The 15,174-nt window shown below is 57.4% G+C and carries 10 protein-coding genes and 1 pseudogene; 3 read left to right on the forward strand and 8 right to left on the reverse strand.

What is annotated here, in order from left to right; all coding sequences use genetic code 11:
* Positions 1-435: pseudogene (locus RSSM_RS30970) on the forward strand (hypothetical protein); the annotation flags it as partial.
* Between the two features lie 29 nt (positions 436-464).
* Here the strand turns inward: RSSM_RS30970 and RSSM_RS30975 are convergent.
* The 6 genes from RSSM_RS30975 to RSSM_RS31000 all read right to left on the reverse strand — a co-directional run bounded on the left by RSSM_RS30975 (position 465) and on the right by RSSM_RS31000 (position 11,081).
* Positions 465-1,952, reverse strand: coding sequence for a sulfatase (locus RSSM_RS30975; protein WP_008689400.1), 1,488 nt, complete (start codon positions 1,950-1,952; stop codon positions 465-467).
* A gap of 154 nt (positions 1,953-2,106) precedes the next feature.
* Entirely contained in the window at positions 2,107-3,531 is a 1,425-nt protein-coding gene (locus RSSM_RS30980) for a DUF1501 domain-containing protein (protein ID WP_008689401.1), read from the reverse strand.
* Positions 3,532-3,534: 3 nt separating this feature from the next.
* Positions 3,535-6,720 carry a PSD1 and planctomycete cytochrome C domain-containing protein gene (locus tag RSSM_RS30985; protein ID WP_008689403.1) on the reverse strand — a complete coding sequence of 1,062 codons (3,186 nt, stop codon included), beginning with the start codon at positions 6,718-6,720 and terminating at the stop codon, positions 3,535-3,537.
* A gap of 174 nt (positions 6,721-6,894) precedes the next feature.
* Positions 6,895-8,820: a LamG domain-containing protein gene (locus RSSM_RS30990; RefSeq protein ID WP_008689404.1), complete on the reverse strand. Its 1,926-nt coding sequence runs from the start codon at positions 8,818-8,820 to the stop codon at positions 6,895-6,897.
* Positions 8,817-9,488 (reverse strand): sigma-70 family RNA polymerase sigma factor, encoded by a 672-nt coding sequence (locus tag RSSM_RS30995; protein ID WP_008689406.1) that lies wholly within the window; start codon positions 9,486-9,488, stop codon positions 8,817-8,819. Before RSSM_RS30995 ends, RSSM_RS30990 begins: the two co-directional genes overlap by 4 nt.
* A gap of 99 nt (positions 9,489-9,587) precedes the next feature.
* Positions 9,588-11,081: a Gfo/Idh/MocA family protein gene (locus tag RSSM_RS31000; RefSeq protein WP_008689409.1), complete on the reverse strand. Its 1,494-nt coding sequence runs from the start codon at positions 11,079-11,081 to the stop codon at positions 9,588-9,590.
* Positions 11,082-11,408: 327 nt separating this feature from the next.
* Here RSSM_RS31000 and RSSM_RS34225 point away from each other — a divergent pair, with 327 nt between their 5' ends.
* On the forward strand, positions 11,409-11,561 hold the full coding sequence (locus tag RSSM_RS34225) for a hypothetical protein (RefSeq protein WP_173403201.1): 153 nt from the start codon (positions 11,409-11,411) through the stop codon (positions 11,559-11,561).
* A 73-nt stretch (positions 11,562-11,634) separates the two neighbouring features.
* Complete coding sequence (locus RSSM_RS31005) at positions 11,635-12,846, forward strand: DUF1559 domain-containing protein (protein ID WP_044304136.1); 1,212 nt, start codon at positions 11,635-11,637, stop codon at positions 12,844-12,846.
* 400 nt (positions 12,847-13,246) lie between these two features.
* Here RSSM_RS31005 and RSSM_RS31010 read toward each other — a convergent pair whose 3' ends face one another.
* Together RSSM_RS31010 and RSSM_RS31015 are read right to left on the reverse strand one after the other, a co-directional pair.
* Positions 13,247-13,687, reverse strand: coding sequence for a hypothetical protein (locus RSSM_RS31010; RefSeq protein WP_201767248.1), 441 nt, complete (start codon positions 13,685-13,687; stop codon positions 13,247-13,249).
* A 382-nt stretch (positions 13,688-14,069) separates the two neighbouring features.
* Positions 14,070-15,174 (reverse strand): BBP7 family outer membrane beta-barrel protein (locus RSSM_RS31015; protein WP_044304138.1); only part of this gene is annotated, 1,105 nt, incomplete at its 5' end.

A 15,174-nucleotide genomic window follows, 5' to 3' on the forward strand; every position in this document is an offset into this window, starting at 1 on the left:
AATCCTTTTGAAAGGGGACAGACCGACTTTTCGATCATCCTCGGGAACAACGCGACGATTGGTAAGTTCGAACTGCCGATCTCGGTCCAATTTGCCACCAACCCTCCGACCACGATCCGTGTTTATCGCGAACTCGAAGTCGGCCCGGAAGGGTTCGATCTCGTTGTCTCGACACGCATGATCGGGGAACGTCTGCGGGTCAAGATCGAGATGACCAATCACACACGACGCAACGCAAACTTTGACTGTTTGCTCTTTGCGGGCAGTGATCGGCAGTACGAACGTCGTGTGCTCGCCGTGGCGCCAAACGAGACCGCGGAACGCAATATCGATTGGGCCGAAGGGAAGAATCTCATCGGAAAACGGTTGCTACTGCGTGCGATCGAACAAGAAGGCAACCGCGTGATCAACTACACGTTCGAAGTGACACGCTAAACAGATCCGCTGCATTGCAAGTGGATCAATCAACCCGCCTTGCTTCGGGCAGTCTTCTTTGCCCGTTGAGGTCTCGCGCGTTGGTCGGCTTGATTGGGGCGATGGTTCGGATTGTCGGTCATCATTTGTGCGTCTGTGCTCTTCCTCCATTGACGCATCGCCTGCAACATCCGCTCGGCCCGTTCGGGTTGTGTTTTCGCGAGGTTGTTCTCTTCGGCCGGATCGTCGGCGAGGTTGTAGAGTTCGAGTTCGCCGTTTTCAAAGAACTCGATCAGTTTCCAGTCGCCCTTTCGAATGGCTCCGTACGGATCGGTTCGATGGTAGTGCGGGTAGTGCCAATACAAGGCGTCGCGTTCGAGGGTCGAGGTATCGCCACGCAGCAGGCTGACGATGCTGACTCCGTCTTGGTGTTGATCCGGACGGGCCGGCAGATCAGCGATCTCGAGCATGGTCGGATAGAAATCTGTGCCGATGACTGGTTCGCTGCAGACCGAACCTTCCTCGGTCACGCCGGGCCATCGGACGATCAACGGTTCGCGTGTGCCCCCTTCGTGTGAGAAGCCCTTGAAGTCGCGCAGGCCGCCGGACGTTCCCGCGAAATTCCCTCCGTTGTCACCGGTCAGAATCACTACGGTGTTGTCGGCAAGGTCGAGTTTGCGGAGTGTTTCAGCCAGACGTCCCACGCTCGCGTCGAGCCGTTCGACCATCCCGGCACGCGCCGGATCGAGATGCTCGTTGTTTTCGTTTTTGAAGGTTTTGGCTTTCTCTTTGTACTTCTGAACGAGTTCCGGCGGTGACATGATCGGGCCGTGAAGTGTGTAGTACGAAAGATACAGCAGGAAAGGTTGCTCGCGGGGAGTCGACTCGAGAAAGTCAACCGCCGAGTCGGTCAAACGATCGGTAAGGAAATCACTTGGCTTCCCATTATCCAAATTGGGAACACCGAAAGGTGAGAAATACTTGCCTGGCCCCTTGGGTTGACCCCATTCCCGTCCGCCGACGTTGACGTCGAAACCGTGGTCGGTCGGGTAGTGATCTGCAAAGTCGTCTTGCCCGATCGGCATCAAATGCCATTTTCCAAAAAAGCCCGTCGCATAGCCGGCTTCTTTGAGTGCCTCGGGCAGCAGAACACGTTCGTGATCGATCTTCATCTTCCAATCTGGCACCGCGAGTTTGGCATAAGGACGTTTGTGCCCGGTGATCCAATCGGTTAATCGCAGCCGCGCCGGATAACATCCCGTGAGGATCGCCGCTCGACTCGGCGAACAGACCGCACAGGCGGCGTAGGCGTTATCGAACTTCATTCCCTGTTCTGCCAACGCGTCAATGTGAGGCGTTTCATGGAATTGCGAACCGTAGCATCCAAAGTCTCCCCAACCGAGATCGTCGACAAGTAAGAAAACGAAATTGGGACGCTGCGGATCTGACTGTTCCGCGTGCGTGGATGGGGCATGAAACAGCATCGCCAGGACGAGAGTCAGCAAGAGACGCATGGAGGTGCGGTGCCAATTCGACATAAAGAATACTCGCGAAAGTGGGGAGGGTGCGGGCGTCCTGCCGAGCATATCTTGGCGCGACGGGGCACGCAAACTTTGCGGCACGTATCATCAGCTGCTGCGGTCGTGATCCAAACGCAACGGGAGTTCCACAGGTCGACTGAAGACGGCCGGGCTATCCCAGCAAAGGTTCGATCACGTTCCCGTGCACATTGGTCAGGCGGAAGTCAAAACCTTGGTGGCGGTAGGTCAATCGTTTATGATTGATGCCCATCAGGTGCAACACGGTGGCGTGGAAGTCGTGCACATGAAACGGATCGATGGATGCGGTGAATCCGAAATCGTCGGTTTCGCCATAGCTCGTGCCCGCGTTGATCCCGCCACCGGCCATCCACATCGCGCCGCTCTTGGTATGGTGGTCGCGTCCACTGCCTCCTTGTGACATCGGGGTGCGGCCGAACTCGCCGCCCCAAATGACCAATGTGTCGTCGAGCATGCCGCGTTGTTTGAGGTCTTCGATCAACGCCGCGCAGCCCTGGTCGACTTCTTTAGCGCGACTCTTGACTCCCTTGACCACGCCGCCGTGATGATCCCATCCGGTGTGGTACAACTGAATGAACCGAACGCCACCTTCGGCCATTCGCCGGGCCATCAAACAATTCGATGCGAAACTGCCATCGGGTTTGTCGCCCACGCCGTACAACTCACGCGTCGCCGTGGTTTCTGACGCGAAGTTCGCGAGGTCCGGAACGCTCGTTTGCATTTGGAACGCGAGTTCGTACTGGTCAATTCGAGTGAGGACTTCCTCGTCGATGGATTGGTCGTAGTGCATCCGGTTGAGGGCCGCGATCGATTCGATGCTGCGTGCCTGCGTTGCTCGGTCGATGCCCGATGGTGATTTCAAATAGTTCAGCGGTTGTTCACTGCCGTAGAATTCAACGCCTTGGTGTTTGCCAGGCAAGAACCCGTTGTGCCACGCAGTCGTTGGAATCGGTTGACCGAGCGGTCCGCTTCGCATGACGACAAAATCCGGCAAATCGGCTGCTTCCGAACCGAGGCCGTATGACAGCCACGATCCCATGCTGGGACGCCCCGCGATTCCGAATCCGGTGTTCATGAACGTGTGTGCCGGGTCATGGTTAACCTGATCGGTCTGCAGCGTCCGGATCACGCATAGGTCGTCGGCAACTTTTTGCAGGTGAGGCAACACGTCGGAGATCGACTGTCCGGACTCTCCACATTTTTGGAATTTGATGTCGGTGCCGAAACACTTCAACGCTTCGTACTGCAAAAACGCGAGTTTGACTCCTTCGGTCAGCGATTTCGGGATCGGTTTCCCGTTGAGTTCGCGGAGCATCGGTTTGTCATCGAACGTTTCGAATTGGCTCGGTCCGCCCGACATGTACAGGTAGATCACCCGTTTGGCTTTGGCCGGATGATTGGGGAACTGCGGTTGCGAGGCGTCGACGGTTTGGCGTTCCAAAACGCTGCTGAGTGCCGCGGCACCGAGGCCGGTGGCAGCGCGACCAAAGAAGTGGCGACGTGTCGTTTGCAACATCGCTTGCATTGCCGGTGATGGATTCATCAATGCGTGCTTCATTACTTAGGTTCGATTCAGGAATTCATGAAGGTTCAAAATCACACGCGTCACCACCGTCCATGCCGCCAATTCTGTTGGGGAGACGTCAGCAGGCGTGGGGGACTGCCCGATCGTGATCAGTGCATTCGCGTCGTCAGGGCTTTCTGTGAAAACCTCGAGTTGTGTCGACAGAAGTTGCAACAACACGACTCGTTCGTCGTCGTGAATCGGGCGTTGCAGTGCGACCGCGAAGGCATGATCGAGCCGATCGGAATCCGATTCGGACTTCTGAATGATTCGCGATGCAAAAGCACGGGCCGCCTCAACAAAGATCGGATCGTTTAGCAACGCGAGGGCTTGCCCCGGAGTGTTGGTGATGTTTCGCTTGGCGGTGCATTCTTGGCGGGTGGGAGCGTCGAACGCGAGCATGGTCGGGTGGATGTTTTGGCGTTTCCAAAACGTGTACATGCTCCGTGCGTATTGTGTCTGCTCACGGGAAGTGTTCCATGCCAGGTGACGACTGCCGAACATGACCTTGTCCGACGTCGTCCAGTACGGACTCGGTTGGTAGGGGAAAACGCTGCGTGTCGGAATTGCATTGGTCAACGTCAACAACCCTGCGGCTTGCAGAGCGGTGTCGCGGATCGTTTCGGCGGGGAGACGGAATCGGCTACCGCGAGCGTGCAAACGGTTGTCTGGATCGTTTTGTAATTGCGTTTCGGTCGGCGTCGAACTCAAACGATACGCTCGCGAGGATGTCAGCAATTGGACCATGTGATCGCGATCCCAGCCGCTGTCTCGAAACTCACACGCGAGCCAATCGAGCAGCTCGTGATTGGACGGCCACTCGCCTTGCGTGCCCGAGTCGTCGAGCGTGTTGCTCAGCCCACGTCCAAAGAATTGATGCCAAAGACGATTGACGTAAACTCGTGCGGTCAACGGGTTCTCGTCGCCGAAGAGCCAATTCGCGAGATCCAGTCGTGTCGGAAGATCGGATTCGATCGGGTTGTTGAAAAACTCCGGAACGGCGGGGGAAACGATCGGTCCCGTCTCGTCTAAGTAGTCGCCGCGATGGAGCAAACGTGTGGTTTTCCGAGAGTCGGAACGTTTGGATACTAGGACTGGCAATGCCTGGGAACGCAGGCGACCCAACCGGGATTCGTATCGTCGCAGTTCTGCCATCAGGTCTGGCCTGGACGCGTCGCCGAACGCGGCTAACGCGACCTCGGTTTGCAATTCGTTTCGTTTCGATGCGTTCGTCTTCACCGCCTTGGCGACATACTCGAACCGTCGTTCGTAGACCTGCCGGTTGTATGGTTCGTCCCACCATTTCCGCATCGCGGTTTCGCCTAGAACCAACATGGTCTTTTTGTCCGTGCGGAGATGCAAACCGCTGTTTCCCCATCTCACGTGCCCGCCGGTGTGCAACCAAGCCATACCGACGGCGGCGAAGTCCTGGCCTCCGACCGGCGAGATTCGGTCTTTCAGCGGAACCTGCAAACGCACCCACCCGGACTCCTTCGGTAGGTCACCGATTCGTTTGACGCGTGCCGGGTCGTTCCACGGTTGTTTTTGATCGAGAGTGTCCGAGGAATCTTCGCCCCAGTAGTACGTTTCGTAGTTGGCCGTTCGCCAACCGAGACGCCCGTAGTCGCCGTGTGAGATTTGGATGCCGAGCATTTCAGGCCGATCTTGCTCGTCGATCCAGAGGTCGACGTACCACGCGTCTTTAGCGGAGTCGGTTTTGACCGAGTTGGCTTTGAAGTAGCCGGTCATGAATTCGGCGGCGTGATGGCGTTGCAGTTCTCCGTCTGCGGCGCGTGTTTCTCGCACCGTTTGGTTATCGAATTCAGCTAGATCGAACTCACCTTCGAGGACTCGCACGGCAGGCAGAGCGGACGGTACCCAAACGAAGTCTTGCCGGTCGGATGAGTTGCCCAGTTGCGAACGAATATCGCTTTCCCACTGGGACATGTCGGACGCGTCAGTCGCCGCAATTCGGTTCTTCAGCGACGCGATCGCGTCCTGGATGTCTTTGTCGGATTGTGATTTTGTCGGGGCTTCGTAAACGTAATGGAGAGGTTCGCGACGGTCGCCCGGCGTGTACACACCCGCCTCGACCAAGTCATCGAAGAACGCAGCGAGGCTGTAGTAGTCTTTCGCCAGGATCGGGTCAAATTTGTGGTCGTGGCATTCGGCGCAGCCGGTGGTTAACCCCAGCCAAACGGTGCCCAACGCGCGAACGTGTTCGCCTTTGAGTTTGTACAACTGCTCGGCTTCGATTGCGCCCGCCTCGCAATTCGTGTTGACGATTCGGTTGTATCCCGAGGCGATGAGGTCGTCGTCGGATGGATTGGGTAGCAGGTCGCCGGCGAGTTGTGCGGTGGAGAACTGATCGAACGGCATGTTGTCACGGAATGATTCAATCACCCAACGTCGATAGGCCCCGGAATCGATCGGCTCGTCGCTGACGAATCCACTCGTGTCCGCCCATCGAACGAGGTCGAGCCAGCGGACGGCTTGATGTTCGGCATAGGGCAACTCGTTCATCCATCGGTCGCGGAAACGCAGGAAGTTCTCTTCGCTCGGATCGGCCCGCAGTTGCTCGACATCCTCGATCGACGGAGGCAGACCGCGTAGATCGAAACTCAGTCTACGCAGCAACTCACGGGGCGTCGCTGTTGCGGTCGGTTCGATCCCGGCGGTGTCCCAGGCCTGTTGCAGGAACGCGTCGACCGGGTTGGTTGCGGAATGCGACGCGCCGCTGGTGTTTCCTTCGACGACTTCGAGACCTTCTTTGGGAACATCGGGCCGATGCAGTGGTTTCCATGCCCAGTGTTGTTGGTACTGAGCACCTTGGCGGATCCAACGTATGATCAGGTCTCGCTCTTCCGCGGTGAGCGTTTTTTCAGAATCCGGCGGAGGCATGACCTCGTCAGGATCATCGCTGAAGATGCGTCGAACGAGTTCGGATTCGTCCGGATCGCCTGGGATCACGGTATCGAATTCGGTCGCGCCTTCGAACGTATCCAAACGCAAACCGGCCTCCCGGTGAGCCTCATCGAACCCGTGACAGTAAAAGCAGTTGTCACTGAGAATCGGGCGAATGTCGCGGTTGAACTCGACCGTTGATTCAGCCGATTCGTTCGCGAAGGCAGACGTCAGCGAGAACGCGACGATGCACGTCGCGAAGAAGGCGTTTCGATTCATAGGCGGGCGGGGCATGCACTCGCGAGCGACTGCATGATGATTGGTGGAAGGTGGGGAACGCGTTGTTCAGGGTTAACCTTACACTAATCATGTGCCGGGGGCGCGTGATGATTCAACCGCCGGTGACGGATTTTAACCTCTTTGCCTGTATAGACTTGCTGCTCTCGTTAGGCCTTACCAAACCGATTCGCGTGGATACGGCTCATAGAGAGAAATCGCCGCACGGGAGGTCGGTTTGATCGACGGTCGTTGGTTCGCGGCCTGGAAATGCTCGAGCAATTCGGCGTCAGGAAGAAAGCGTTCGTACACCGCGACTTCATCGATTTGCCCAATGAAGGGACGCTGGCTGAGTGTCGGATACAATTGACCGATCACGAGATTCAGACCGGGGGTCAAGTCAGTGGGGTCTTCGTTCTCGTCGACCACTTCGCCATCGACCGTCAACGTGATTGACCCGCCCTGTTTTCGCATGACCCAGTGTTGCCATGTCCGCACCTTGTATACATCACGCGACAGCAAATACGTGCCGGCTTGGTATTGGTTTGAAATGGGCGTTCGATGGACAAAGCGGACTCGGTTTGGTTTGAGGTGTTGGAGCGTCGACCAGTGACGGGCTCCCACTTCGAAGAGCAGTCCGTGGTCGTATCCGTTGTTGGTTTCCGGATTGTCTTTGGTCAAACAGAACGCGGTACCGTGATGAAAACATGTGGGTTTCATCCACAGTTCGATCGTGTAATCCGACAGCGGTTTGGCCGGCCATGGTTTTGCCGACACGATGACCGATGGGGTGTCGGATAGACCGAACTCGGCCACGCGGTTGGATGCGTAACGCCGCCAGTGCACGTCCCCGTGAATGGTAGCGTCGAACCCGCCAAGGCTCCCGTGATTGACGATTCGCCGTGGAAAATCCGTTGTCGTGTTTTCGAACCGCCAATAGATTGCAGGGTCTGATTTCTTGACCGCATTGATGTACGCATCGCCAATGTTCAGTGGGTCGAACCCCATGCTCCGTGCCGAAGCAAACTCGTTCGCCGATGCGTCTTGGAAGATGATCTCCAGTTCGCCGCGAGCGTCGATCGTGAAACGAACTGCTTCGCCGGCCACCAGTTCGATCGGAGTTTTACCTGCATGATAGTCTTTGGCCGCGATCGCGACGCGTCCGCGAAAGACGTGGAGTTCAACCGAATCGAGGTTCACGACCAATCCCGCCGACGCACCGCTCGATGCTTTCACCGTGCCGATTGGTGTTTTGACGACCAATCCTTCGGGCGTGCCGTCGGCGATGTCGGCGGTCAATGCGCCCGACTGCAGCGACAATTTTCCGTCGGGTTGAATGTAGACGCTCGCGGGGCCTTCAATTCGAACGCGATCGTTGCCAGACGGCCCCACGCCCAATTCGGCAATCCCTTCGACGAGGCTCAGCATTTCACCGGTTTGCACGGATTGTCCGACCCGCGGCATCGTTGACATCGACGGGAACCACACGCAGGCGGTTGTTGAAACCAAATAAGACTTCGCATCACGCGGCGGATTGGTTCCGGCGGGTTGCTGTTGCTGCGCGCCAGCTACGTCCAGTGTGGTCGACGGAACCGGTTCGGCCAACGTCGCGGCCGTGTTTTCTGTTGTCGCTTCTTTCTGAGCCAACGACCACGACAATGCACCAATGGAAAGGTGTGACATCAACAGCACGGCGGCGCCCGTTGCAACCAACCATGCCGGGATGTGATGCTTTGACGCGACCGATGTCGTTGGCGATGTTGCCAGCGGGGTTGCCGGCGATGTTACTGCCGACGGCGAGGCCGAGGAGGCTGGTGTGATGACCGGGTCGGGCGAGGCGTTTTGCTCGTCCGTTACGCTGCAGGCATCTCCAAAGGCATCACCGCGAGGGCCGTTTGAACTGCAGAAACTACTGCGGACATTTAACGACGTCACATCCTCGAGAGATGATAATTGATCGAGCAGTGCCGCGGCGATCTCGGCTCCTCCCGGACGAAGGATCAACGCGTCGAGTTGCTCGGCGTCGTCCTCGGAAATTTCTCCCGCCTGCGCGGCGATGATCAGGCGACGCAGTTCGAAGCATTCTTTGGAGTCGTTGTTCATGATAATCCCTCTTGCAATCGCAGTTCGACGCATCGCATCAACATGCCATGCACACGACTGAGTTCGCGGTAGATCGAATGAGTCGACCGGGCGTGTCCTTGGGCGATCTCTTTCACCTTCTTTCCTTCGAAGTATCGCTGTTTGATGATCTCGGCTTGGTTGGTTTCGAGGGTCTCGATGCAGTCTGATAACGCGTGCCGTCGATGACTCCATTGTTCCGCGATCGGCATGGCCGCGTCGGCGAGTGACTCGATCGCTGAATCACTCAACAACTTAATTTTTCTTCTCGCATCGCGGTGTTTCAAAACTTCGTAGTACGCCATCCGGCAAGCCCAACCGCCGAAGTTTCCGTTTTGGTCGTACTGGTCGAACTTTTGCCACAGGATCAAACAGGTCCGTTGAAAGACTTCTTCCGTGTCCTCGCGATTGTTAAACGTGAGAATGCGAATATACGACATCAACTGCGTTGTGATGGACGCAAGCAGAGAAACGAATTCGTCTTGTGATTTTTGGGTGTCGACGGCGGTCACCTTTGGGGGGCAAGGTGGGCTGATTGAAGTCAAATCGTCGGGGGCTGTTCCCGGTCCGGCGCGACCGGCAGAGCCGACGTTTGTTCGCCGAACATCCACCGCGTTCGCACGCCGGTGCGGGAAATCGGGATCGGTCAAACCGATCGCGCAGCACCTTCAGTTAAATTCCCGGCCAGGCGCGAGTTCTTCGCGCCTTTTTCGAGCTCCGGGCGGGGTTTTCGTCAAAATCGGCTGGAATCACGACATCATGGGGATCTCATACCCGCGGCGATATTCCCGCCGCAGGAATTGGTTGGCTCGTGCGGCGTTTTCTCCGACGAATCTTTCCGTGGCGACATCGTGATGCAGCGTCGGGCAGGACCGCAGCGATTCCGGGTTACCCCCGAACTCGCGGAGGCAGCCGAGCGTGTTGGCGACCAGCCGGTTCCAGGGGGCAACAGTGGTTTCCGGTTCGAGGTCGTCTCGCGAGAATTCTCCGCCGGCACGAAACGCGACGTTGGCGAGGTTGCACCATCCGGTGCTGAAATGGCCGTTTTCGATCGGTGCGTTGAGTGCACCTGCGTCGCGCGATCGGACGGCATCGACGAAGTTTTGCATGTGCACCGCAATGATGTTGGCGTCGTCATGGAACTGCCGGATGACGTTTCCGGTTTTGTCGACCGCCCGACCGCTGCCGCGTTGGCCGAGGTAGTAGCCACCTTCGCAAACGATGACGTAGCCGCTGCCGGGAGCGTTCTCAGGCCACTCGCCGGGTGTCGGGGTGCTAGTAATGTCCCAGGCCCCTTTTTTCCCCGGCTGCGTTGGTAGGTTGCTGAGCGTGATCATCGTTGGGAAGGTTTTGGTTTCCAACAATGCGAAATGAACGTTGGGCGTTTGCCCCGCGTCGTTCCATCCCACCCGGCCGCCGGCAACGGTGATGCGGTCCGGCAAATCGATCGCATCCTGATAGGCGACGTTCCGCACGTCATCGATGATGTGGACGCCCCAGTTGCCCATTTCGCCGGTGCCGGTGTTCCAATCCCAGTGCCAATCGTAGTGCAACTGGTTGCGATAGATCGGCTCGATCGCTGCCGGGCCAAACCAAAGTTCGCGATCGACGTTGCTGGGGAACGCTAGCGGGCTGGGGCGTTTTCCTATCGGGCCACGCAGCCCGAGACGGTTGGCCTGAACATACTGGATCTCGCCGAGTCCCTTCTCGTTATGCAAGAAGTCGCGGATTTGTGACTGGATCGCATCGCTGCGTTGCTGAGTCCCCAACTGCACGATGCGTTGGTGCTTGGTGGCTGCGTTGACGACTTGGCGGCCTTCCCACTGATTGTGGCCGAGCGGTTTTTCGACGTAGACGTCCTTGCCGGCTTCGATCGCCCAAATTGCTGCGAGGCAATGCCAGTGGTCGCAGGTCGCGATCACAACCGCGTCGACGTCCGGGGATTCCAAGACGTGCCGCAGGTCTTTGACCGCTTTCGCTTGATACAGGTCCGCTGTTTTGCGAGCGCGGCCGATGTCGGGATCGGCCACCATCACCACCTTGGCACCTGGTGTTTTGTCTACGTAGGACGCCAGTTGGCTGCCTTTTCCGCCGGCACCGAGAATACCGATGCGGACTTCGGACAGGGCCGAATCGGCTCGCGTGGTCCGGGCGGTTGCGGCCGTGGCTGCGCCGACTGCGACCCCACCGAGGAACCGCCGGCGGGATAAAGAGACGCGTGATTGAGAGCGAGAAGAAATCATGAGCGTTTCACCTATTGGTTTGGGGACACACGCCTTTTCAAGGGCGTGCGAGGCCGCGCTTCACTTCTCTAGGGGCTGTCCAATTCTCGGTAACACAAATCTTTTTTGTGGAAATTCGAAAATTGGATGCGAGAAATGAGCTTTGGCCAGGGACTTCTATAGGTTCGGTAGCTCGAAACCAACGTTAGCGTGAAACAAACCGCTCCGCAAGGCGCACATGCTGGCTATCAACAAGTCCTTGCGGGGGGGGCGTCGCCATCAAGGCGTGCGTCGTTCCATTTATTTCCTTTGATCCGAATAGGTGTGCTGAACGTGTTGAAATCATGGTTGCTTGTCCTCCCACTGTTCATTGTTGGTGCTTGCGTCGTTGGGTGCGGCGGATCGCAACCCTCCGTGGTCGAAACCGATGAGCTATCCGCTGAAGAGGCGGAAGCGCTGCGTATCGCCAACGAAGAATACGAAGCCTACATGAATGAGTGATCCTTTTTCCCTCATGCATTTTTTAGGCGAGATGAACTCGTCTTTCCTTTCACGTCATTTGAAGAATTCAAACATGAAAAAGCGAAACATTCTTAAACAGAAAAGACCGGCGTCCGGTTTTACCCTGGTCGAACTCTTGGTCGTGATTGCGATCATCGGGGTGCTCGTCGGGCTCCTGTTGCCTGCGGTTCAGGCGGCGCGTGAGGCTGCACGCCGTATGAGTTGCAGCAATAACTTCAAGCAGATCGGATTGGCGGTCCACAACTATCACGCCGCGTTCAATCAATTGCCGCAGCAAGGTTGCGGATCCGCTGAAACCGCGTTCGCGCCCGCCAATGCGAGCCAGTCCACGGCTCGTTTGTATCTGAGTTGGCTGGTTGCGATCACTCCGTTCGTGGAGCAGCAGGCGATTTGGGAAAACATTGTCTCGGGAGTCGACTCCGACGGGACTCAGTTTCAACCGATGGGGCCGCAACCTTGGGATCAATCGTTCACTCCTTGGATGACCGATATTCCCGCGTTCCGCTGCCCGAGCGACCCGGGGTTTGGGTTGCCTGCAAACGGCCGGAGCAATTACGGGGCGTGCATCGGCGATCACATGCGTCTGACCAACAACGGGGGCCGTAACGAGCGTGGCTTCTACGAAGGTCCCGATGACGACAACTGCGGTATGGACGGCGTTAGCCTCAGCGACGACTCCAGCGCGGCAGTCGAAGCACGCGGAACCAACCGTGGAATGTTCTGGACCCGCCATTCGACGCGTTTTCGTGACGTCCTCGACGGGCTGTCCAACACAATCATGGCCGGCGAAATCGCAACCAGCCTCGGTGCGAACGAAGTCAACGCGAACGTTGCCCACTTGGTGAACGACAGTCTGATCAGCGCGAGCGATTGGAACGTCCAGGTTTGTTTGGACCTGGTAGATGCTCAGCGTCCGAAGTTCTTCACCGCGGGCACGCAGTGTGCCAACAGCGCCGGCAAATCGGCACGTGGGTTCGTGTGGGGCGACGGAAGGTTGCTGTACACCTCGGTGCAGACGATCCTGCCGCCGAACAAACCCTCATGCGTGCGAGGGCGTGACAAGGCTCAAGGCCTCTCCACCGTCGGCAGCCGTCACCAAGGTGGCGCACACGTTTGCATGGGTGATGGCGCCGTTCGCTTCATCACGGACTCGATCGAAGCAGGCAACTACAACACGCGGCCTCAGGTTGGCCGCGAAAGCCCGTTTGGCTTGTGGGGTGCTCTCGGAACCCGTGCGATGAAAGAGCAAGTCGACGAGTTCTAATCAGGTCGATTGTTTCATCAGATTCTGTTTACGAAAGATGCGGCGGTTGTCTCGAGACGACCGTCGCATTTTTTTGTTGTCTGACCAAGCTGCCGCCGCGGGATAAATCGCGTGGTTGGTGGTTGAGCGATCTGCGGCGAGTTGATCTGAGGGTGGCGAAAATCGCCGAGAGCTTTTTAGGTGGCTCGTGAATCGCCGAAAGTCTCGGCGGGCTGTTGATTTATTCGTTTAACGTCAATACCGTTCAATTTTCGTTTAACCCGTGCCCGAAGGGTAGGTTGTGTTCCGTCAAGCGTCGCCTACGGCTACCGGTTAAACGAAACAGGTTGACTCTTGATTAAATCGACAAACCGTCGGCGGCTTTCGCTGCGGCCGTCGCATCAGCAACAGTGAGCTTGTGTTAGCGAATGGTTGTCGACGAGGTTTGCCGAATCGGGTTCGCTGTTGATTGGAAGTGGCGGACCGAAGTCAGTGCGACGCCTCGCTTGGCTGCTTCGTAGCGAAGTGCCCGCTCGAAGAACGGGAACGCGTAGCGTCGGTTGCGGCGAATCGCATACTGCTCGATCGCGACAACGAGGCGTAGTTCGAGCTTTTCTTGCTCGACGAGCTGCACGATGTAGCGGATGTACTCCGCCTGTGTGTCGGTCGTGGCGTGGAGGCGATTGATGAGTCGTTCTTCGAGCCGGGCCGTGGAGTCGGTTTCGGCGGATAGCACTCTCGGTGCGGTGATCTGCGCCGAGGCAGGAACGGTGAACAAAATGGCCACCACGAACAGCCCCCAACGGGTACCGGCATTTCCCAGAAGCGTGGTGCACGAGCGGTTCGTTTGGTGTTGGTTCATGTTTCCGTTTTCCACAAAGTCGCGAGTCGGACGGTGGCGGTCGTTTCGAGCACGATAGAACGCCGCAACGTGGTCGGTAGCAAATTGGTGCGGTGCGTTGCAAGCAGAAAAAATTGACGTGACGTGTTCGATCGCTGTTGCTGCATTAGCCAGAGATCAGGCAACCGAAGTCGGGCGACCTTGGCTGGTTTTCTATAGGAACGCTTTGAAAAGCTACATCTATCTATAAAAACAGCGTGGCAGAGCCGTTGAGCTCTGCCACGCTGTCGTGACATCGTTTCAGTTCATCGAGAGCCGAGCAAAAACCGTCTCGGTGATCCGGACTATATCAGAGCCGGATTTCACCCGGCAAAACCATCTCGCCTAGGGTGGTTCGGCTCGATCAGAACTGGATGACGCAACCCAAGTCCACACCGTGGACGAAGAGTGAATCGGTCTCGAGGCCTTCGAACGTTGGGCGTTCGGCAGGATCCACTGCACCGGCACCGTCGAGAACCAAGTATCCGGAGTTGATGTTGCGGTTCAGGTTGTCACCGACCAGCAAGACGTCGTCCCACATGATGAATGAGTACCCAACCGAGAAGCTAACGTGGGGTCGCAATTTGTATGCGAGTTTGATGTTGGCTTCAGGAGCGAAGCTGAAGTTGCTTTGCTCGATCGACTGTTCTGCGTTGTTGGCGAAGATGCCACCGGCTTGATCTGCGAATCCGGTACGGCCACGTGAACCGTTGCTGGTCCAGGTTTGGTCCATGTTACCCAAGTGCACTTTGGTCAATGCCGTCAGGGTCCAGGCACCGCGGCCCACCGTGGTCAAGAAACCGATTTGACCGCCGAAGAATTCGTTTTCTGCGGTGATGTCGTCGTTGAAGGTATACACGTCGCCTTGACCGGCACCGATTTCGGTTTGCGTCGCGGTTGCGGCCAGCGTGAGGCTCTCTTCGATTCCGAAGTGCGAGAAACCGCCGATGAAATCGCTGCGGTAACCTTTACCGCCGAGCAATCGGAGTCGGCCGTAGCCTTCCGCACCGTACATTTCCAAAGTGGATTCAACGTTGATGTTGCCTTGGAAGTCGGTGTCGCCGCCGCCCGTTCCGTCGCTGTACGCGACCAGGATCGAGTTTTCTTGATCAGCAACGAGGTCGGAATCGAAGAACGGGATACCGATCGAACCGGTCGTTCCGTCGCCGCTCGCACTGTAGCTGTCTTCTGCTTCGCCGAGCATCCAGAAACGGCCGCCCATGCCGAAGTCTTCGCTGAGCATGACGCCACCGTCGAGGCGGAAGCCGGCTTGCAAGTCACCACCGAAGGCGTCTTGTCCGCCGAATGCTGTCGCGGCACCGAGATCCAACTCAGGCAGGGTGCCGGCGGCGTTGGTGCTGACCAAAGGAACGGTCGAGCGAACCTGCGGGAACCACAACAGGGCTTCCGCGGTCATCCACGCGCCCGTTTTGTTGGCGACGCGGCGTTTTGGTTGCATGCTGGGGCAC

Origin of the sequence: Aporhodopirellula sallentina SM41 (genome assembly GCF_000346505.1) — a bacterium.
Taxonomy (GTDB): Bacteria; Planctomycetota; Planctomycetia; order Pirellulales; family Pirellulaceae; genus Rhodopirellula; species Rhodopirellula sallentina.